Consider the following 19,974-nt stretch of genomic DNA (forward strand, 5'->3'; position numbering starts at 1 on the left):
TAGTTCAGCGAATTATAGCAATCAAATATGGGAATAATGCGCGAAAAACCACATATTTGTAGTCTATTCATTTTTTCGAATATAAATTTAAATACCTAAAACCAATTAAAATGATTTCAAAAAGAATTAGTTTGAAAATGGCTGCCATGCTGGTTGTTGCTGTGTTATTCATGCAGGGATTCACCTCTTGTAATTCGGCCCCGAAAAAAGCAGAAGAAAAAAGTGCTGAAGTTCAGAAGGAACTTTTTATCGGACTCCAACTTTATTCGGTTCGCGACGATATGGCGAAAGATGTTCCCGGAACAATTAAAGCTGTTGGCGAAAGCGGATACAAGTTTGTTGAAACTGCAGGTTATGGCGATGGATTGATGTACGGCATCGATCCGGTGGAGTTTAAAAATCTGTGCGAAAGCAACGGTTTGCAATTTCTGGGAGCACACACCGGACAAGCTGTTCCAACCGAAGAAAACTGGGATGAAACCATGGCCTGGTGGGATACTTGTATTGCAGCGCATAAAGCTGCGGGCGTAAAATGGATCGTTCAACCATGGATGGGAGAAATAGCTTACCAAAGCCTCGACGGTTTAAAAGACTATTGCGAGTATTTTAACGCTGTTGGCGAAAAATGTAATGCCGCCGGTATTCGTTTTGGCTACCATAATCACGATCAGGAATTTACAACTGAGTATGAAGGCAAACCGCTTTACGACTGGATGTTGGAATTAACCGATCCTGAAAAAGTGATGTTTCAACTCGATTTATACTGGATTGCCGAAGGTGGCAAAAACGCCGTTGATTATTTCGAAAAATATCCCGGACGTTTTGAGTTGTGGCACATAAAAGACGAAAAAGAACTGGGCGAAAGTGGTAAAATGGATTTTGCTTCGGTTTTTGCTGAGCGCGAAAAAGCTGGTGCAAAATACGGTGTGGTGGAAGTTGAGCGTTACAATTTCGAACCGATAGAAAGCTGTAAAAAAAGTATGGATTATCTGAAGTCGCAGGATTACGTCGACTTTTACGAATAAGAAAGTTTACAACAATAAAAAAGCGGTTGCTCGAATTCATCGGGCAACCGCTTTTTTATTAAATACATTCCTCCTATCTCATATAACTTTCTGTGAATCCAGTTCATTTTCAGATAGAAACTAAAGGTTGTTTCAGATTAAAGAAACGTAGTTAAATTTCTACCTGTGGCTTTCGTCTTCATGCCAGACGGGCAGTTCCTTTTGCATTCGATCAAAAGGAACCAAAAATCTTGTCAAAAAAAACCTTTGCGTTTTTTCAATGTGACAGATTAGCCCGATTGACGGATTTTTGACGAGCCCGCACAAGATTTGCCTTCAAGTCCGCCTTCGAGAAAAAGCGTTTAGAAAATAAATGTAAAGAACGTATTAAAATCAAGTCTGTTTGACGATCGTTAGCCCTGAGGCAGGAAGGGCTAAAAGGAGGAGTTTCTTGATTTTAGTGAATGGAATTTATTTTTAGGTTTTTATCGTCAGCGGTGGCTTTTTTCAATAGTTTTTCAGCTATAGGAAAAAGTATTTCCTGTCCGGAAGGACGATTTCGTAAATTTACTTCAGCAGCAAATTGTAATGACTTTAAATTTTGCCGGCAATCTCTGGAATTCATCTGTTTTTAGTGCGTTAAGTCTTAGAACTTCCCAAACTTAAATGTCATTCCTACATTAAAACCCCGCAGCACGTCCGGATTGGTATCGTACAGTTTAATGTCGGAAGTAAGTCGGTAACTTCCATAGGTTGCAATGCGGAAAAAGCGGGTGAGATTGAATTCCAACTCTACACCCGGTTCGAAAACAAAAAACAAGTCAGTGTCGTATTCCTGGTAATCGTGGTAATGATCCCATTCCCAGCCGGTGTGTTCAACAAGCGAAATTCCACCCATTCCCACAACAATTGGAAATGAAACATGCACCGGTTTTGTTCCTCCCACAATAGGTTCGAAAAATACACCGCCGTAACCTCCGGCTAAAAAGAAACGGTCTTCGGGATTTGCCTGGTAGTTATGATATTCCAGGTCGTTTACAAAACCGTATCCGGCAATACCAATGGCAAACGAGTGGTCGAAAATAAAAGCACCGCGTGCTCCGGCCACCATTGCATCGCGTCCGTCAATTTGGGTGTAGCCAAGCGTAAATGCTCCGTAACCGCCGTTGCTTCGCTGGTTCGAAAAGATGGTTTCAACTTCGTTGTTGTAATAATCGTCTTGCGCAAAGGCAAAACCGGCAGCCAGTAAAATGGCCATTAAAAGTGTTAGTTTCTTCATTTTTCTGAATGTGTTAAATAGTTGTTTTGGCTTAAAAATGATATTTTATGGTAAAGGCAAAGTCGAATAGTTCCAGGTCGAAGAAGTCGCGGCCCAGCACATCAACATAAGGTTTTGCCTCGAATCCGATGGAGAGCGGTACTTCGTAGAACAGGTATTCAAGGCCTACAACGGCGTCGACACCTGCCAGCAGCGCTGTTCGTTCTTCGTACCAACTGGTGTTGTTTTGTACATAGTATTTGTCCCACTGCTCGTACCCAAAATGGGCTCCCAGTCCGTAAAAAAGCGATAATTGCTCCGAGAAGGTAAACAGGTCGTACTCGTGAAATTCTTTAAAAGCATGGAACTGAATTCCATCGTCGCGAGTGGCCAAAAGGAATTTGTACGAATTGGCATCGTCGGTGTAAAAGCGGTACTCGAAACCCGATGAATGTCCGCCGCGGATACCCACTGCTTTATCGAATGTTTGAGCCGATAAGGCCAGTGGCACACAAAAAAGTAAGATAATGAGGTAGCGTTTCATGGTAGTTGTTTTTAGTTTTCGCTGATTACACTTCCCGAGCCCGAAATGTGGGTTTCAACACCCGGATTTCCGTAATAAAATACATTTCCGCTACCCGAAATATTTGAGCGAAGGTTGCGCGAAACGGTAACATACATATCGCCCGAGCCCGATGTGGAAGTGGTACAATTGTAAAGATCGAGCTGATGGGCATCAATCGTTCCCGATCCGCTGATAACAAAATCTGCGTCGTCGGCAAAGCCCGAGAATTCAATCGTTCCCGATCCCGAAAGCAAAGCATCAACTTCTTCGGCTTCAAAAGCGGTAATTATGCTCCCCGAGCCGGAAAGGACAACATCTATTTCGTTGCTCACAAAATAGTCGGTAGTAATAATTCCCGATCCGCTCTGTTTTATACCTCTCAGTGTTGGAGTTGAAATGAGTACTTCCATGGGCATGCGGCTTTTCAAATCCCGAATTCCTTTTACATCAATGTGCAAGGTTTCGCCCGAAACATAAGTTTCAATGTACTGCAACAGGTTTTCATCGGCACTAATTACCACATCGTGGCTTTGCGCTTCGGTGATGTGAACTTCAAATTCTCCCGATGATTTTACTTTTTCAAATTCGGTAACAATTCGGCTTTCTGTTCCGCGGATTCCGTTTCCTTCAACTGTAAATTCGTCGATGCAACTGGTGGCGCTAAAGATCATAGCAAGCCCATAAATGAATAGCTTAATAGTTTTCATAACAAATTGTTTTCTGGCGGGAAGCTTGCTTAATTGTTTTCATGGCTTTGGCAAACAATTCCCGTGTGGTTAATAATTGTTTTCTTTCTGCTTTTAAAAGACAGGTGTTTTTGGGAGAGGTTGCAAAATGCGTGCTAAAAATTTTATTTAGTATGCAGTACGAAGATTTATATTGCCCGAATTCGCCCTGATAGTAAGCTTTTCGGTGGATTCCGGAGCCTCTCCAAAATTTCCAATAATTTTTATTTCATTCTCTTTTTCATCCAATACGTCTTCCTTCTCAATAGAAAAATCGGTATCAAAACTCACATCTGCTTTTGTGTGTTGAATGTCGAAACTAAATGCAGATTCGCTGTTAAAATACAGGTTAATGTCGGTTGATCGCGACTCGATATTCACGTCACTAAAATCAGCTACAGCTCCTTCAATTTCAACATCGCCATATTCCGCTTGAATTTTAGCACGGTCGGTGAGTTTGGTAATTCTGAACGTGGTGAAACTGCTTTGTGCATCGAGTAGCTCAATTTGGCGGATTCTGAATTTGTCGCGGCGCGATGATGCCGTCAGGCTTTCTACCTCCTGTAACTCAAACTCGGTTGATTTGCTTTGCAGGTGAATCGTTCCCATTTCTTTCGTATACAGTTCGCTGAAATTACAATCCAGGCGCCCTTTTTCTATTTTATTGATGGTGGCATCGGCAAAGTTCAGCGTAAGATTTAGGTTGCTGAAATCGTGGGCTTTCATGTTTCCGTTCGACAGTGTGATATCCGCCTCGCCTTTGTAATCGCCAATGTAAATGTCACCAAATTTATTGTCTACTTTTAAGCGGTTCGAGTCGGGCAGCCAAACCGTATAATCCACCTGAATATTTCCGTCCGAACTCAACAAAGTTTCCTTAAACTTTTTGATCTCGCGGCCCAATGTACTTTGGTTTTTTTCAACTATCGTGCGTACGATCAGGTAGTGTTCGCTGTTGGTTATATCAAAATCTATCTCGTCAATCGACTCTTCCAGTTTCGACAGTTTTTTTTCTTCAACCCTAATGTTGATCAGAAATTTCACCGAATCTTTGTCCCAGGTCTTAAAATCTATTTTACCGTATTTATTGGTGATTTCAATTTGTGTTTCGGGCGTAATCGCATACGATTTCCTGATTTCTTTGGTGTCGGTAAACTGTGCATTTACCAATAACGGAGCAAGTAAAACCAACAGCCCGGCAACTATTTTCCATTTTGTATTTATCATTTTTCCTCCTTGTCTAACATTTAATTTGGTTCAGCACATCGTCGCAAAGTTGCAACCTGTAGCGGTTGTTTTCAATCATTGCCTCGATTACGCTTTTATTCGAAATATTTTCCTCCAAATCGTTTTTAAGCAGCTTGTACATACCTTCCAGTTCGTTCAAATCGGTTTCGATTTCGTGTTTCAGTTCCGGAAAAGTATAGTAACATTTTTGTATTTCTTTCAGTTTCTGGTTCACCTGTGACGAGTAAAATGCTTCAGCTTCGATAAGCTCTTTCAGCTCAGGATCTGCATTCTCTGCCAGTCGGACAGGACTGTTCATGCTGTTTTGCCAAAGTACAATTCCTGTTGCGATTAGAATAACCGCCACAGCTGCAGCGCGCATAAAATAGTGGTGCAGCGGAACAACTTTTGTTGTTTTTGTGGCAGCTTCAATTTTGTCCCACACTTCCGGCGATGGTGCTCTGAAATCGAACTCCTCGCGGTTTGCTTTTATAAATTCGTCCAATCTATTCTTCTCCATATGGCTTATATTTTATCCATAGCATCTCCATGGGTTTGTTTTAATAACTCAACAACACGGCGTTTGGCGCGCATAAACTGGGTTTTCGATGTCGATTCTTTAATCTTCAGTATTTGCGCAATTTCACCATGATCGTATCCCTCGAGCAGGTAAAGTGAAAAAATCATTCGTCCGCCTTCGGGTAATTGTTCCATCGCCTGTGTAATATTTGCAACTGTATATTCCGGCTCGTAATCGTTGTTTTCCGCTTCGCTGTCGAAGTCGTAAATCTCTTCGCAATAGGTGAGATCCACTTTTCGTTTGTTAATGGCATTAATGCAGGTGTTTACCACGATGCGTTTTAACCACGACCCGAAATTCGATTCGTAACGGAACGACTCCAGTTTGGTAAATGCCTGTGTAAATGCTTCTTGCAACATGTCTTCGGCCTCCTCACGGTTATTCATCATTCGGTAGCAAATATTGAACATGGCTTTAGAGTACAATCCATATAGCTCGTATCGTGCCCGGTTATCTCCTTTTTTACAGGCTTCGATAATTTTTTTATGTATGTGCTCTTTTTGTCTCAACTGTTCATCTTTCAATTTTAATGACAGGAATATTTTGCAGTGGTTGCAAAATGCAGGATGTATTTTTTTTGATTGGAAAACAATCGTAAACAAAAATACCACTCAAAATTTAATTTATTTTGAGTTGTGGAAAGAATAAAATATTTATATTTGCACCCGCAAACAAAATGGTGGTTGTAGTTCAGTTGGTTAGAACGCCGGATTGTGGTTCCGGAGGTCGTGGGTTCAAATCCCATCATCCACCCTACAAAAGCTTCAGATTTTATCTGGAGCTTTTTTTATTTCTGTACATTTAACACATGCAAATAACCACAATAATTCTTGCCGGCGGGAAAAGTAAAAGAATGGGCACCGACAAAGCACTGTTGGAGCTCGAAGGAAAAACTTTGCTCGAACGTGCTATTAATCTTTGTAAACCGATTTCTACAGAACTTTTGATAAGCTCGAACAGTGATTTGCACGCCGGGTTTAATTATCCGGTTATTAACGATGAGGTGAAAAACTGCGGACCGATTGGAGGGATTTATTCCGGTTTAAAACAATCGAATACCGATTGGAACCTGGTTTTAAGCGTTGATACAGCTTTTGTTGATGCGCCTTTTTTACAGTTTCTTATCGAAAATATCGGCGATTTTGATGCAGTGGTACCGTTTTCCGAAAAAGGTGGTGAACCGCTTATTGCGCTTTACAATAAAAGTTGTATCTCAAAAATGGAAGAGTTGATTGAGAATGGTGATTACCGAATGCACAATTTGCTGAAGACTGTAAATACCAACTGGGTTGATGCACAGGAATACTTGAACAAAAACAAGCGCTTATTTACCAATTTAAACCGGCCGGAAGATTTGGAATCATCCAAACTCTGAAATGTTTTTCAGGCGTTTTTTGTCGGCAATAAGAATGTCCTTTCCAAAAATTTTTATGATTTCATCTTTACGGAATTCGGATAAGGTACGGATCACATTTTCTGTGGTCATTCCGATATATTCGGCAATTTCGCGCCTTGATATGGGAAGTTCAAACTCGTCCTTTTTATAAATGTAATCGGAAAAATAAAGCAGCACGTGCGCAATGCGTCCCTTTAAGTGTTTGCGTTTAATTTCCAGGCTATCATGGATAATTTTATCGGTCATCTGACTAATATTCGACATCATGTCCATGGCGAAAAGTGCATTTTCCTCGGCATATTTTCGTACCACATCCAATTGCAAAATACAAACTGTAGTTTGCTCAATGGCAGTAACAGAGTATTTGTATTGTGTTGATGAAAATACCGACAAAAGGCTAACAAAGTCAAAAGGTTTCGAGAAGCTGATAATTTGATCTTTACCGTCGATGGTAGCTTTCGACAGTTTAACCAAACCTTTTTTCATGTACACAAATTCGGTTATCGGATCGCCTTCCTGTATTATCGACTCTCCTTTTGAGAAACTTCTTTCCACTTTTAAATCGCAGATATTGGTGAGTTCATCACTTTTCACATGAGCAAAAAAGATATTTTTTAACTGACAATATTCGCAAGTACAAGATGTGTTTCCCATAGCCCGGTTTACTCGTGTTTCATTAACCCGCAATGTATCAATTTTTTATGATATTTATTACTCTCTGATAATTATCATAGCAGGTTTTACAGCATCTTACTCGTGCTCAGATAACTTTAAATCGCTGATAACCAATAGAACGATTTAAAATGAAGAAGATAGTAATTCTTGGAGCCGGAACTGCGGGCACAATGATGGCTAATAAGCTACGGAAGGCACTCGACAGAGACGAGTGGGCAATCACCATTGTCGATCAGTTTAAAACACATTACTACCAACCCGGATTTTTATTTATTCCTTTTGGTATTTACCAGAAGGAAGATGTGATAAAACCAAAGGCTGATTTTATTCCGGCCGGGGTGACAATGATTTATTCGGCAATCGACAGAATTGAGGGCGATGCCAGCAAAGTACATCTTGATGGCGGGAAAGTGCTGAATTACGATTTTCTGATTGTGGCTACCGGTACCAAAACCAATCCGGATGAAACTCCGGGTTTGAAAGATAAGTTGTGGTACAAGGAGATCTTCGATTTTTATACCATCAACGGCGCTTTGGCACTGCAAAAGTTCCTTAAAGGCTGGGAAGGTGGAAAACTGGTTATGGCGATTACCGAACTGCCATATAAATGTCCGGTTGCACCGCTTGAGTTTGTGTTTCTGGCCGATGCCTATTTTACGGGTCTGGGCATTCGCGATAAGGTGGAGATAACCTATGTTACGCCAATGCCGGGAGCTTTTACCAAACCCGTTGCTACCAAAATGCTTTCGGAGCTGTTGGCCGAGAAAAACATCGAAGTAATTCCTGATTTTTATATCGAGCGGGTAGATAACGACGAGAAGAAGCTTATTTCATACGACGAAAAAGAAATTGATTTTGATGTGCTCACCGTGGTGCCGGTAAATATGGGCGACGAAATGATTGAACGAAGCGGTTTGGGCGACGATCTGAACTTTGTTCCAACCGATAAACATACGTTGCAGTCGGTGGCACACGAAAACATTTTTGTGTTGGGCGATGCTTCAAATATTCCAACATCCAAAGCCGGATCGGTGGCTCACTTTGCCGCTGATATTTTATTCGAGAACCTGATGAGTGCCATCGAAGGCCGTCCGTTGCATGCCAAATTCGATGGTCATGCCAACTGCTACATCGAAACAGGTTTTGGCAAAGGTGCACTTATCGATTTCAATTACGATACAGAACCACTTCCGGGAACATTCCCGCTACCGGGCATCGGGCCGTTTGGCTTGCTCGAAAATACCAAAATCAACCACTATGGTAAAGTGATGTTCCGCTGGATCTACTGGCATATTCTGCTTAAAGGAAAAGAGTTGCCGGTGGAGCCGCTAATGACAATGGCCGGGAAAAAGAAGGTGAACTAATAAAAGGAGCCTGATTATGGAAGAGAGATCATTACAAGTACAAATATCGGAGCTGAATCAAAAGGTTGACTTGCTGCTGGAGTACGTAAACCAGCAGCGGCTTAAAACCAACGAGGTGGAAGATTTGATTTCCGACCTGTCGATTGTAGGGAAGGATATGTACGATACGGCAGTTGAAGACCTCGATAACCGAATGGTGCATCTTGATATCGATGAAGTGAAGGGGCTCATGTTGCGTATTCTGCGTAACATCGATAACATGAACCGCTTTCTGGAAATGTTTGAAAGTATCAATGATCTGATAAAAGATGCTTCACCAATTCTAAACGAGGTGATCATCGACTTCTCCAAAAAACTAAATGAGTTGGATCAAAAAGGCTACTTCGATTTCTTTGCCGAGGCCGGACAGATCTTCGATAATATTATTACCCATTACAAACCGGACGATGTGAAAGAGCTGGCCGATAACATTGTTACCATTATGGAGACAGTGCGCTCGGCAACACAACCAGAAATGATGAAAGCGATGAACAATGGACTTAAAATTTACGGAAGCATGGAAATGGAACATGTTCCGGAGTATTCCATTTTTAAGGTTATGCGCGAAATGAATCAACCGGAAATGAAACGTGCGCTGGGATTCTTTGTGACTTTTATGAAGAACATGGCTGCAGAAACCAATAAAAACAACAATTAAAAATAAGATTATGGCAGAAAAAACTTTCGCAGGAAAAACTGTTGAGGTAACCGCTGAAGGCTACCTGGTAAACAAATCGGATTGGAGCAAGGAAGTTGCTGCAGAAATGGCAAAAGAAGATGGTATTGAATTGACTGACAAACACTACGAAGTGTTGGGCTATTTACGTGAGCAGGAAGCGGCGGGAGCGTCGCTCACGATCAGAAAAGTTGGAAAATCGGGTATCGTTGATATTAAGGGATTGTACCAATTGTTTCCCGGCGGTCCGTTAAAACTATCTTCAAAATATGCTGGTATTGCGAAACCGGCAAGTTGCGTTTAAAACCAAAAACTTAAGAATATGACTGATGTAAAAGAAACGCCTTTAAAAAAGGTGATGATCATTGTAGCCAAAGCCAATATTGAAGATGTGTATGCTGGTTTGATAATGGCAAATGGAGCAGTCATGGAAGGTATTGAGGCCAAGTTGTTTTTTACATTTTTTGGACTGGATGCCATTACCAAAAACCAGATGAACAAGTTGCACACGGCTACAGTTGGTAATCCGGGAATGCGGATGCCAAACGGTTGGTCTTTTCCTACTTTGCTTGGGGCAATCCCGGGAGTTGAAGCAGGGGTATCATCAATGATGAAAAAGCAAATGGATGAATTAGATGTTCCGCCGGTTGACGAATTTCTTGATATGATAACCGCAGGCGGCGGCGAAATTTATGCCTGTAAAATGGCAGCCGATATGTTCAAACTGACGAAAGATGACTTGTGTGAACATGTAAAAGCTATTATAACAGTTGGAGACTTATACGCTATGTCTGGAGGGGACGGTACCCAGATTATTTTTACTTAATCTACTAACCTGAATTAGACTTTAAATTTTATCTCAGTTTCAATTTATTTTTAGGAGAAATCGCTTCAGATTTTTATAGGACTATTGTGATAATGCAAGAAAATTTGAAGCGATTTATGCAAAAATTAATGAAATCAGAAGGAAAATACAGAAATGCACAATCTTTAAACCAAAAATATCTGGAAATAGCCCGCTATTCCTGCGATATTTTTAATTCAAATCTTGCACATTTCTGTATTTCTGAGATATAATATTTAAAATCGAACTCAGGTTAATATACGAGGAAGTTAAGCGTCATCTGTTTTCAGGTGGCGCTTTTTTTATTTCCAATCCGGAAGAATACATGCTGAACTTCGTTTTTCCAGCTGCCCCTCAAAATCGTTAAGCGTGGCTTGCATAATTCTCGAGTTATCATCGTGGCAAGTGAGGCAGGCACCAACCGTTAATATGGCTTGTTGCTGTTGAATACTTAACGGAGAAACATTCGAGCGCGTTGCTACTTTCCCGGTTCTGGTTTGCAGAAAATCGATCCACGCATCGGCAGGCAAACCATCGTTTACATCGCGCTGGTATAGCGGAGAGAATTTCCATTTACCTTTTCCGTCTGCAATTTCGTATTCCAGTTTCCCTTCGCCATACCCAAGGGCTAGCGAGCTGTTGTGGCAGCTTTTGCAATCGCGCCCTTCTTTGGTGGTGGTGTGCGGTGCAACCGGCGCATACAAACGATGGAAAATAGTGGAATTATCAGTGTCGTCAGTGTAAGTGCTTTTGTCGATGGTCATTATCATACCCGGCGCAACTGGAATTACCTCTGATTTTTCGCCTTCGGTCCGCATTCCAAGCGACGGAAGTTTTGCCTCGTACTCGCCAAAAAATTCTACCCAACCACCGGTTTGTTCTTTATTGGTAACCATGTTGTACGATGGTTCGTTCGGATCGTATTCGTTATGGCAGCCAATACAAGTTGGTACCCACGACGAGTGACAGCTTGAACACGCAACATCAGAGTGTGCGTTACTGCGTGTGCAAACTTCTGCCGGACGTGTTAACGCCATTTTGACGTTGCTGTTTTTGGTCTGTAAAAAGGCAGTGTCGTTCTCAATAAAAGTATTTACTAACGCGTGGTTGCGTTTGCCGGTTACCAGAAATTCTTTGTCAGAAATATTACCCAAACGCAAAGCGGCAATAATTGCCGATTCATTGTCAAGATTTTCAGCTTTTATCGTTTTTGCATCGCCATCAAAATGGCAATCAATACATTGCACATCAGCCTGATCTTCTTGGTGGGCATAAAGTGTTCCGTCGCCCATTACTTCGTAGGAGTGGTGACAATCGATACATTCCATACCCAACTCGTGGTGCACGTCTTGTTGCTTTTTTATAAATACACGTTCTCTCTCAATCAGGCGGTAGTTGTTGTCGTTGTCGGGCATTTGTCTGGCTTCAAGCGTTGTTTCATGCCAGCCTTCGTAACTGGTCGAAATCCTGCCGGAGCGGCTGTGGCATCCAAAACAGTGGTTGTTGCTAATGGCCAGACTCACTGACGGATGTGCATTAACAATAGTGTCTTTTGCCATAGCAAGTGCTATTTCTGCTTCGGGGCTGTAATTCAGATGGCAGGCAAGGCAACCTCCGCCACGACTGCTTTCGTCAACAGGGCCATATTCTGTTTTTGGATTTCCAAGGTGGCAGCGAACGCATAAATTTCGAAGGTGTTCATCGGCAGCCGAGTTACCAAGATGATGTACATTGGCCAGTTCATCCGGATTGTCCTGCTCGTTAAAAACAAAACGATCAACACTGATCATGCCGCTTAACGTTGCCATTAAACCGGTGGGTACGCGCTCAACAATTTCCGGATGACACTGCGTAGTTCCGCAGGATTGTGGCGCTGTTGCCAGGTTTCCCGGAATAAGGATCATATTATTATGCGACTGATTTTTGCCGGTTGCAAACGGATTTCCTCCATGGCACGAAACACAACCAATGGCTTCAGGCGAATGCGAATCGGTAAGGCCATGCGTTTCCGAATGGCAGGCCAGACAGCTTTCTTTTCGTCCCTGAATAACGGGTGAAGCTATTGCTGTCCCCAAATCAAACTCGGGGGTAAGTTTTACTATCGGCGATTTAAAATTATTCAGCACTTCGTAGCGGTAATTTTCCTGCCACGGGTTTTTCCATTGCCAGCGCTCTCCACGGAAAAATAATCCGATTACTGTTAAAACCAGGTAGAAAGCAGTAAAAACCAATAAACTTCGTTTGCTGAGAAATACGATTTTTCCTTTGGCCGAATTAACCAGGTAAAGCAAAACGAGTAGAACCAGAAATAGCAGTAACGACCACGCGGGGTGGCTCAACCAGTGCAATATTTCCTGGAAGCCAACAAAATACCACGGCCCTTTAACAGCAGGATTTAGGTTGTCGTGCAGCGGTGCGCTGAAAAGGTAACTAAATGCCAAAACTCCAATTGCCGAAACAACAAAATCCAACACGGGCGGCCAGTATTTTCTTCGGCTGTGCTCAATCATTATTACCGCAATAAAGACCGTAAACGTGGCAATATGGTGCACATAAATTAGCTGGTAACTTTCCGGGTGACCAAGCAACGAAAAAGCCAGCGACTCGCCAATGAGCGGAACACGCTCGGCCAGTGTTTGTAATATTTGTCTAGCCTGCTCGCTGTCGGAATCACCTTTCAGTAAAAACCCGGTGATCATGGCCAGAAAAATAATCAGCACACCAATACTTAAACGGAATGCCAGTCCCTTTTTAAGTCCAATATTTTCTTTGTAATGAAAATGATCGTAAAGGTGAATAAGGCTGAAAATAAGGAAGAATTGCGAACTCCAGTAATGATAATTACGGATGAGCGCCGCCCACGGGTTGGTAACGATCATTGTGCTTACACTCAGGTAAGGCGACTCAACATTAAAAGGTACGGCAAGCAACACACCTGATAAAATAACCAGCCAGAACAGGGCTACAGCCACTGTTCCAAAAGTCGTTTTATCATTCTTCTTTGCCATTTTATCCTTTTATAGTTAGTGATTTCCCATCGTCGGAAACCGAAGAATCGAGCAATGTAAGGTTTTTATACGCCGGCCCTTTTATAACCTGTCCTTGCAGATCGTATTCCGAACCATGGCACGGACAAACCAATTTCCCGCTTTCCATTTTGTCAATTTTGCAGCCCAGGTGGCTGCAGTGCGATGAAAAAACCTTTGTTTTATTATCCGAATTAACAATAATGTATTTGTCGAAAAACTGCACTTCCTTATTCTTGTTCAGCGGCACAGAAGCCACTTCTGTACCGGAATTGGCAATATGCTGGAGCGTTAATTTATTCCAAATGAGTGCAAAAAACGAAACAAATCCTACCGCCGCAACTTTCAAAAATACTCTTCGGTTTTTGGTTTTCATCCGTGTATTATTTGAGACAAATGTAATAAATTGAGTAAACTAGGAAATTGAAAATTTTTCTGTTTAATAAAACTAAAGGAAGTGCGCTAAGTCACAGAAAACTATTAAATCAAACTTTATATCCAAATGAATCAAAAAAACAACGATTTAGTAGGTGTGCACATATGTTAAAGAACTTGTTTGCAATTCTGGTTCGGTTCTAAATTATAATTAATTTTATTTGCTCGTTGAGCTATGCTCTAATTCTTTAGAAGTAAGCATTATAGGTTCTGTGGTGATTTGATTGGTTCTAAGCGTAAGTGCTTATTTTTAATGGTTTCAAATTAAGCATATAAGCCACCAAAATGTAAAATCATTTTTATATTTGCCCGATATCTAAAAATATAGATAGTTATATATGAATAACTTTAAAAAGATGCTAAACTCTTATTCTCCAGCTCTTTTTTAAAACAGTTTTTAAGGAGAAAGAGAAGCGTGATCGACGTCAAAAAAAAAATTGGAAAGAAAATAACCATGTAGACAACATGTTGCATGAGTTACCATTAAAATAAACTATTTAGACGAATGAAGACAAGACGGGATTTTATCAAAATTTCAACTGCCGGTGCCGGAGCTGCAGCCATAAGTTTTAAAGCTTTTGGATCAAAAGGTTTCGGGCTCTTCGAATCGAAGACAGAAGGTCCGGTAAGTGATGAGGATCTTACTCCGTATCCAACTTATTGCGAAGTATGTTTTTGGAAATGTGCTGCGTGGGCTTATGTTGACAAAAGCGGAACTATACGAAAAGTTGTTGGTAACAAGAACGATCCGCATTGTAACGGTCGCTTGTGTCCTCGCGGAACAGGAGGTGTTGGTATGGTTTACGACGAAGACCGCTTAAAAACACCACTGATAAGAGATACGCGCAAAGATGGTACTCAATATTTCAGAGAAGCAAGCTGGGAAGAGGCCTTGGATAAAGTTGCCGATAAGATGAAGGAAGTGAAAGAAAAGCACGGTCCTGAAGCTTTTGGTTTGTTCAACCACGGAACTCCTGGTGGTCATTTTCATCATTTGTTGCGTGCTTACGGTTCGGAAAGTAATGCTGAGCCGGCGTTTGCCAACTGTCGTGGACCGCGTTCATCGGCATACTTCTCAACTTTTGGTGCATATGTTGGTTCGCCTGAATGTACCGATATCAGAGATACCAAATGTCTTGTTTTAATTGGTTCGCATCTGGGCGAAAACATGCACAACTCGCAGGTGCAGGAAATGTCGGATGCCATTGATAACGGCGCAACCATTATTACGGTTGATCCGCGTTTTTCAACGGCAGCAGCACATTCAAATCACTGGTTGCCAATCAAACCGTCAACCGATATTGCTTTGTTAATGGCATGGATTCACGTGCTGATTTACGAAGGGTTATACGATAAAGATTACGTTGAGCAATACACGTTTGGTCTTGATTATTTAAAAGACCACGTAAAAAATATGACTCCGGAGTGGGCGTATGGCATCACTACAATTGAGCCGGAAGAAATCAGAAGAACTGCACGCGCTATGGCCGATGCAGCTCCTGCAGTAATTATTCACCCGGGACGCCACGTTGTTTGGTACGGCGACGATACACAACGCGGACGCGCCATGGCAATTCTGACAGCTTTATTAGGATCATGGGGAAAGCGCGGTGGATTATATTTCCCAGAGGGCGTTTCTGTTCCTGCCTATCCACACCCACATTTTCCTGAACCAAAATGGACATGGAAAGACTGGAATGAAGACCGATACCCGCTGGCAACAATGGGAATTACAACCGAGGCCTTAAAAGCATCTATTCCAAGATACAACTATAAACATCAGCTTAAAGCATGGTTGGTGGCCGGAACAAACCTGCCGCTGTCGATGCCGGATAAACCGTTATTCAAAGAGGCTGCTGATTCGGTAGAATTTATTGCAGTAATGGATACTATGCCAATGGATATCACGGGTTATGCCGATGTGGTTTTCCCTGAGGCAACCTACCTGGAGCGTTACGATGTAATTCGCTCTGCCGCTAACCGCGAGCCAAACATCGCATTGCGTATGCCGGCCATCGAACCAAAATACGATTCGAAACCGGGATGGTGGATCGCCAAACAAATTGGCGAACGTTTAGGATTGCACGACTACTTTAACTACGATGATTATTCGGAAGTAATCGACTGGCAGTTAAAACAGCTGGGTACTTCGCTGGAAGAAATGAAGAAAATCGGGGTTAAAAAGTACCCAAGAAAGAGCGGACCGCTTTATTTGGGCGATGGCGAAAACTTTGATTTCAATACCACCACCGGAAAAATTGAACTTTATTCGGTTGATTTTGCCGACCACGGTTTTGATCCGATTCCAAATTATACAAAACATCCTGAGCCGCCTCAGAATTTCTACCGTTTGATTTATGGTCGTGCGCCAATGCACACTTTTAGCCGTACATCAAATAACCCGAATTTATCAGACTTGATGAGCGAAAACAGCGTTTGGGTAAATCCAAAAGTTGCCGACTTGTGGGAACTGAAAAACGGACAAGAAGTTTGGCTGAAAAACCAAGACGATGCCATCACATCATTTCCTGTAAAAGTTCGTGTAACCGAACGGATTCGATGGGATTCGGTGTACATGGTTCACGGATTTGGTCATAAAAACAAAAAACTCTCGAGGGCTTTTGGAAAAGGAGCCGCCGATACCGAAATGATTACCAACGTTGCAGTTGACCCGATTATGGGTGGTACCGGAATGAGAGGAAACTTTATAACATTTTTAACAGAAGATCCTGCACTGGAAGGAAAGGAGGTTAAAGCATGAGATATGCAATGGCGATCGACACAAAAAAATGTGTTGGGTGTGGCGACTGTGTAGTGGCCTGTCAAACTGAGAATAATGTACCACATGGTTACTGTCGCGACTGGATTGTTGAACGCGTTGACGGAACTTACCCAAGCTTAAGTCTTGAATTTCGTTCGGAACGTTGTAATCACTGCGATAATTCTCCATGTGTGAGATGCTGTCCAACCGGGGCAAGTCATATCGAAGAAGGTGGAATTGTAACCGTAACTCACCATAAATGTATTGGTTGTGGCGCCTGTATTCAGTCGTGCCCTTACGATGCACGTTACTCACATCCTGAAGGTTATGTTGATAAATGTACCTTCTGTTTGCACCGCGTTCAGAAAGGACAAAATACGGCTTGTGTTGATGTGTGTCCTACCAAGTGTTTGCATTTTGGCGATTTGGACGATCCGAACAGCGATGTTTCGTTGGCAATCAAAGACCGTTCATGGAAAGTACTGGCACCTGAAGCCGGAACAAAACCACAATTGTATTTTCTAACCTAACGCTTAAAACCTGATAGAATGAAAGAAGAATTATTTGTAAGCGGACGAAATATTCCGAACATTGATCCATACCTCAATATATGGCACTGGCAAATTCCACTCTATTTGTTTTTAGGTGGTTTGGCTGCCGGAATATTGTTTTTTGCCGGATATTATGTGGTCAGGGGAAAAGAAAATGAAATGAAGACAACGGTAAAAATTGCGCCAATCATTGCTCCAATTGCATTGGTACTGGGTTTATTTGCGCTGTTTCTCGATTTAAAACATAAACTTTTCTTTTGGCAATTGTACACCACCATCCGATTGGAATCGCCAATGGGTTGGGGAGCCTGGACACTGATGATCATTACTCCGATATCGTTTATATGGGTGGCCAGTTACATGAAAGAACTGATCCCGGGCTGGAACTGGAAATTTGATTTCCTTGAAAAGTTCGAGGCTTTTGTAATAAAACACAGAGTAAGCCTGGCGTGGATTATGATGGTCTATGCGATCATATTGGGTGTTTATACCGGAATTTTGCTGTCGGCATTTAATGCACGTCCGTTATGGAATACTTCCATACTTGGGCCGCTGTTCCTGGTTTCGGGATTCTCAACCGGGCTTGCAACCATCATTTGGATGAGTAAAGATGCCAACGAACGGAAAATATTAAGCAGGATCGACCTTGTTTTTATTATCATCGAAATCTTTCTGATCGTTCACCTTTTTATGGGATTTTTGGCTGGCTCGGAAACAGCTATCGAAGCAGCTAACTTATTCCTTGGTGGAGAATTTACCGTAAGTTTTTGGGTGTTTGTTGTGGCCATCGGATTGATCTTTCCGGCCTTGTTCGAAACCCTTGAAATTTGGGGAATGCACGTACCAAAATGGTTACCTCCGGTAATGATTTTATTTGGTGGTTTTATGTTCCGTTTTATTATGGTTGAAGCCGGACAAATTACACGTTATCTCTATTAAAATAAACTATACTAATATGAGTTCAGAACAAACAAATATAAAAGAACCGAAATACATCAACCCTTATCTAGGAGGTGTTTTACTCGGACTATTGGTTCTTGCAACTGTATTTATTACAGGCCGTGGACTGGGTGCCAGCGGGGCGGTTAAAAGTGCAGTTGTAACAACATCAAATACTATTGCGCCAAAAGCTACCGAAGCTAATGCATATATGTGTCAGTTTCTTAGCGACGGTCATTCGCCAATGAATACCTGGCTGGTGTTCGAATCGCTGGGACTTTTATTGGGTGGAATTCTTTCCGGTATTGTTTTCGGAAGAATGAAGAAATTCAGAATTGATAAAGGACCTCAGATTTCCAATAAAAAACGACTCATTTTAGCCTTGATTGGTGGAGCTCTTTTTGGTTTGGGAAGTCAGTTTGGCCGCGGATGTACCAGTGGAGCCGCATTAAGTGGCACTGCAACTTTTGCCTTAGGCGGTGTAATTGTAATGTTTTCCATTTTTGGTACCGGCTACCTGGTGGCTTACTTTTTTAGAAAATTTTGGATCTAGTGAAAAGTTCGCAGTCGCAGTTGGCAGTAGGCAGGGCAGAAAATACTGAGACTGTAAACTGAATACTGAGACTGTAAATAATATAGAATATTAAAAAGAAATAAGATATGGGACCTTTAATTCCTAATGGTGTAATTGGCGGCGGATGGGATTTTGTTATCGCAATTCTACTCGGAGTCGCATTTGGATTTATTCTCGAAGCATCGGGTTTTTCTTCATCAAGAAACCTGGCCGGCGTATTTTACGGCTATAACTTTGTTGTGCTTCGCGTATTTTTTACCGCGTTAATCGTAGCAATGGTTGGTCTGTTATATTTCGATTATGTGGGCTGGATCAGTCTTTCGCAAATATTTATTCTTCCAACATTTTTAGGACCAATGATCGTTGGTGGAGTAATAATGGGAGTTGGATTTGTGTTGGGCGGTTTTTGCCCGGGAACCAGCTTTACCGGAATTGCCATTGGTAAACTCGATGCCGTATTTTTTGCGATTGGGCTTTACGTGGGAATCTTTGGTTTTTCGCTGGCATTTCCATTGTTCGAAAACTTCTTTACAAGCGGAAACCTCGGAAACGTTACCCTTACCGATCTGACCGGTATTCCTGCTCCGGTATTCGCTGTAATATTTACAGTGGTGGCACTGGCTGCTTTCTGGGGAACAATGTTTATCGAGAAACGCGTGCGTAAAAACATGAAGCAATATAAATTCTAAACGACTGAGAACGATGAATAGAAACTATATTTTACTAACCGTACTTATGCTTGTGTTGGCGGTAGGCACTTTGTTTTTAACCACAGATGATGAGCCAAAACAAATTGCTCCTGAGGAATTGCTGCAGGAAATTATTCAGCCTACACGATATGTAACCACCGACCAGGTGGCTAAAATGATCATTCAGGGCGATCCGTCGTTGTTAATGGTTGATGTGCGTCCGGCAGCGGAATATGACGAATATGCTTTGCCGGGTTCGTTAAATATCCCGCTTGAGGATTTGTTAAACGATGGCAATCTGGGATATTTTGGAGTTCCGGGCATTAAAGTGGTGTTTATTTCAAACGACGATATCCGTGCCGATCAAACATGGGTGCTTACCAAACGTTTGGGAATTGATGGTACCTACGTTATGAAAGGCGGTTTAAATAAATGGATGCAAACCATTATCGAGCCTGCACAACCTAATGCTGATGCCCCTTCGGTTGATCACGAACTTTACGCATTTCGTAAGGGAGCACAAATTTATTTTACCGGTGCTGAAGCCGCAACTCCAGATGGCGACAATGTTGAAGTACAGGTTCGCAGAAGAGAAAAAACAAACGTTGCGGCCGGTGGTTGCTAATTTCTAACTTTTGAAAAAATT

Annotated in this window: 21 protein-coding genes and 1 tRNA gene; 13 read left to right on the top strand and 9 right to left on the bottom strand. The window is 42.0% G+C overall.

Annotation, left to right across the window (positions count from 1 at the left end; translation table 11 throughout):
- The first annotated feature begins 110 nt into the window (after positions 1–110).
- Entirely contained in the window at positions 111–1,025 is a 915-nt protein-coding gene (locus QZ576_RS08500; RefSeq protein ID WP_297096055.1) for a sugar phosphate isomerase/epimerase, read from the top strand.
- Between the two features lie 625 nt (positions 1,026–1,650).
- Here QZ576_RS08500 and QZ576_RS08505 read toward each other — a convergent pair.
- From QZ576_RS08505 to QZ576_RS08530, 6 genes are all read right to left on the bottom strand, one after another.
- Entirely contained in the window at positions 1,651–2,283 is a 633-nt protein-coding gene (locus tag QZ576_RS08505; RefSeq protein ID WP_297096057.1) for a hypothetical protein, read from the bottom strand.
- Between the two features lie 31 nt (positions 2,284–2,314).
- Complete coding sequence (locus QZ576_RS08510; RefSeq protein WP_297096059.1) at positions 2,315–2,806, bottom strand: hypothetical protein; 492 nt, start codon at positions 2,804–2,806, stop codon at positions 2,315–2,317.
- Positions 2,807–2,817: 11 nt separating this feature from the next.
- Positions 2,818–3,534 carry a head GIN domain-containing protein gene (locus tag QZ576_RS08515; RefSeq protein ID WP_297096061.1) on the bottom strand — a complete coding sequence of 239 codons (717 nt, stop codon included), beginning with the start codon at positions 3,532–3,534 and terminating at the stop codon, positions 2,818–2,820.
- 147 nt (positions 3,535–3,681) lie between these two features.
- Complete coding sequence (locus tag QZ576_RS08520) at positions 3,682–4,779, bottom strand: DUF4097 family beta strand repeat-containing protein (protein ID WP_297096063.1); 1,098 nt, start codon at positions 4,777–4,779, stop codon at positions 3,682–3,684.
- A gap of 13 nt (positions 4,780–4,792) precedes the next feature.
- Positions 4,793–5,299 carry a hypothetical protein gene (locus QZ576_RS08525; protein WP_297096065.1) on the bottom strand — a complete coding sequence of 169 codons (507 nt, stop codon included), beginning with the start codon at positions 5,297–5,299 and terminating at the stop codon, positions 4,793–4,795.
- A gap of 5 nt (positions 5,300–5,304) precedes the next feature.
- Positions 5,305–5,868, bottom strand: a complete 564-nt coding sequence (locus QZ576_RS08530) for an RNA polymerase sigma factor (protein ID WP_297096067.1) — start codon at positions 5,866–5,868, stop codon at positions 5,305–5,307.
- 170 nt (positions 5,869–6,038) lie between these two features.
- Between QZ576_RS08530 and QZ576_RS08535 the strand changes: the two genes are divergently transcribed.
- A tRNA-His gene (locus tag QZ576_RS08535) sits at positions 6,039–6,112 on the top strand.
- 55 nt (positions 6,113–6,167) lie between these two features.
- Positions 6,168–6,734 carry a molybdenum cofactor guanylyltransferase gene (locus tag QZ576_RS08540; protein ID WP_297096069.1) on the top strand — a complete coding sequence of 189 codons (567 nt, stop codon included), beginning with the start codon at positions 6,168–6,170 and terminating at the stop codon, positions 6,732–6,734.
- On the opposite strand, the gene QZ576_RS08545 is transcribed toward QZ576_RS08540, so the two are convergent.
- On the bottom strand, positions 6,720–7,409 hold the full coding sequence (locus QZ576_RS08545; protein WP_297096070.1) for a Crp/Fnr family transcriptional regulator: 690 nt from the start codon (positions 7,407–7,409) through the stop codon (positions 6,720–6,722). The two genes, QZ576_RS08540 and QZ576_RS08545, sit on opposite strands and share 15 nt — an antisense overlap.
- A 149-nt stretch (positions 7,410–7,558) precedes the next feature.
- Between QZ576_RS08545 and QZ576_RS08550 the strand changes: the two genes are divergently transcribed.
- From QZ576_RS08550 to QZ576_RS08565, 4 genes are read left to right on the top strand one after another with little or no spacing between them, the layout of a single operon-like run.
- On the top strand, positions 7,559–8,794 hold the full coding sequence (locus QZ576_RS08550) for an FAD/NAD(P)-binding oxidoreductase (protein ID WP_297096072.1): 1,236 nt from the start codon (positions 7,559–7,561) through the stop codon (positions 8,792–8,794).
- Between the two features lie 16 nt (positions 8,795–8,810).
- Positions 8,811–9,491 carry a DUF1641 domain-containing protein gene (locus QZ576_RS08555; RefSeq protein WP_297096075.1) on the top strand — a complete coding sequence of 227 codons (681 nt, stop codon included), beginning with the start codon at positions 8,811–8,813 and terminating at the stop codon, positions 9,489–9,491.
- 10 nt (positions 9,492–9,501) lie between these two features.
- Positions 9,502–9,813, top strand: coding sequence for a TusE/DsrC/DsvC family sulfur relay protein (locus QZ576_RS08560; protein WP_297096077.1), 312 nt, complete (start codon positions 9,502–9,504; stop codon positions 9,811–9,813).
- Positions 9,814–9,831: 18 nt separating this feature from the next.
- The gene (locus tag QZ576_RS08565) at positions 9,832–10,335 is read left to right on the top strand and encodes a DsrE/DsrF/DrsH-like family protein (protein WP_297096079.1); all 504 of its coding nucleotides are present in this window, start codon (positions 9,832–9,834) and stop codon (positions 10,333–10,335) included.
- Positions 10,336–10,655: 320 nt separating this feature from the next.
- Here the strand turns inward: QZ576_RS08565 and QZ576_RS08570 are convergent, their stop codons facing one another.
- Both QZ576_RS08570 and QZ576_RS08575 read right to left on the bottom strand, forming a co-directional pair.
- Positions 10,656–13,361, bottom strand: a complete 2,706-nt coding sequence (locus QZ576_RS08570) for a multiheme c-type cytochrome (protein WP_297096081.1) — start codon at positions 13,359–13,361, stop codon at positions 10,656–10,658.
- A gap of 1 nt (position 13,362) precedes the next feature.
- On the bottom strand, positions 13,363–13,755 hold the full coding sequence (locus QZ576_RS08575; RefSeq protein ID WP_297096083.1) for a Rieske (2Fe-2S) protein: 393 nt from the start codon (positions 13,753–13,755) through the stop codon (positions 13,363–13,365).
- 564 nt (positions 13,756–14,319) lie between these two features.
- On the opposite strand from QZ576_RS08575, the gene QZ576_RS08580 reads away from it, so the two are divergent.
- The 6 genes from QZ576_RS08580 to QZ576_RS08605 all read left to right on the top strand — a co-directional run bounded on the left by QZ576_RS08580 (position 14,320) and on the right by QZ576_RS08605 (position 19,953).
- Positions 14,320–16,575, top strand: a complete 2,256-nt coding sequence (locus QZ576_RS08580) for a molybdopterin-dependent oxidoreductase (protein WP_297096085.1) — start codon at positions 14,320–14,322, stop codon at positions 16,573–16,575.
- Positions 16,572–17,105, top strand: coding sequence for a 4Fe-4S dicluster domain-containing protein (locus QZ576_RS08585; protein WP_297096087.1), 534 nt, complete (start codon positions 16,572–16,574; stop codon positions 17,103–17,105). Before QZ576_RS08580 ends, QZ576_RS08585 begins: the two co-directional genes overlap by 4 nt.
- 18 nt (positions 17,106–17,123) lie before the next feature.
- Positions 17,124–18,065 (top strand): NrfD/PsrC family molybdoenzyme membrane anchor subunit, encoded by a 942-nt coding sequence (nrfD, locus tag QZ576_RS08590; RefSeq protein WP_297096089.1) that lies wholly within the window; start codon positions 17,124–17,126, stop codon positions 18,063–18,065.
- Between the two features lie 16 nt (positions 18,066–18,081).
- A complete protein-coding gene (locus tag QZ576_RS08595; RefSeq protein ID WP_297096091.1) occupies positions 18,082–18,618 on the top strand; it encodes a YeeE/YedE thiosulfate transporter family protein in 537 nt (178 codons plus the stop codon).
- 107 nt (positions 18,619–18,725) lie between these two features.
- The gene (locus tag QZ576_RS08600) at positions 18,726–19,328 is read left to right on the top strand and encodes a YeeE/YedE thiosulfate transporter family protein (RefSeq protein WP_297096093.1); all 603 of its coding nucleotides are present in this window, start codon (positions 18,726–18,728) and stop codon (positions 19,326–19,328) included.
- A gap of 13 nt (positions 19,329–19,341) precedes the next feature.
- Entirely contained in the window at positions 19,342–19,953 is a 612-nt protein-coding gene (locus tag QZ576_RS08605) for a rhodanese-like domain-containing protein (RefSeq protein ID WP_297096095.1), read from the top strand.
- Positions 19,954–19,974 lie beyond the last annotated feature (21 nt).

It is taken from the genome of uncultured Draconibacterium sp., assembly GCF_913060805.1.
GTDB lineage: Bacteria > Bacteroidota > Bacteroidia > Bacteroidales > Prolixibacteraceae > Draconibacterium.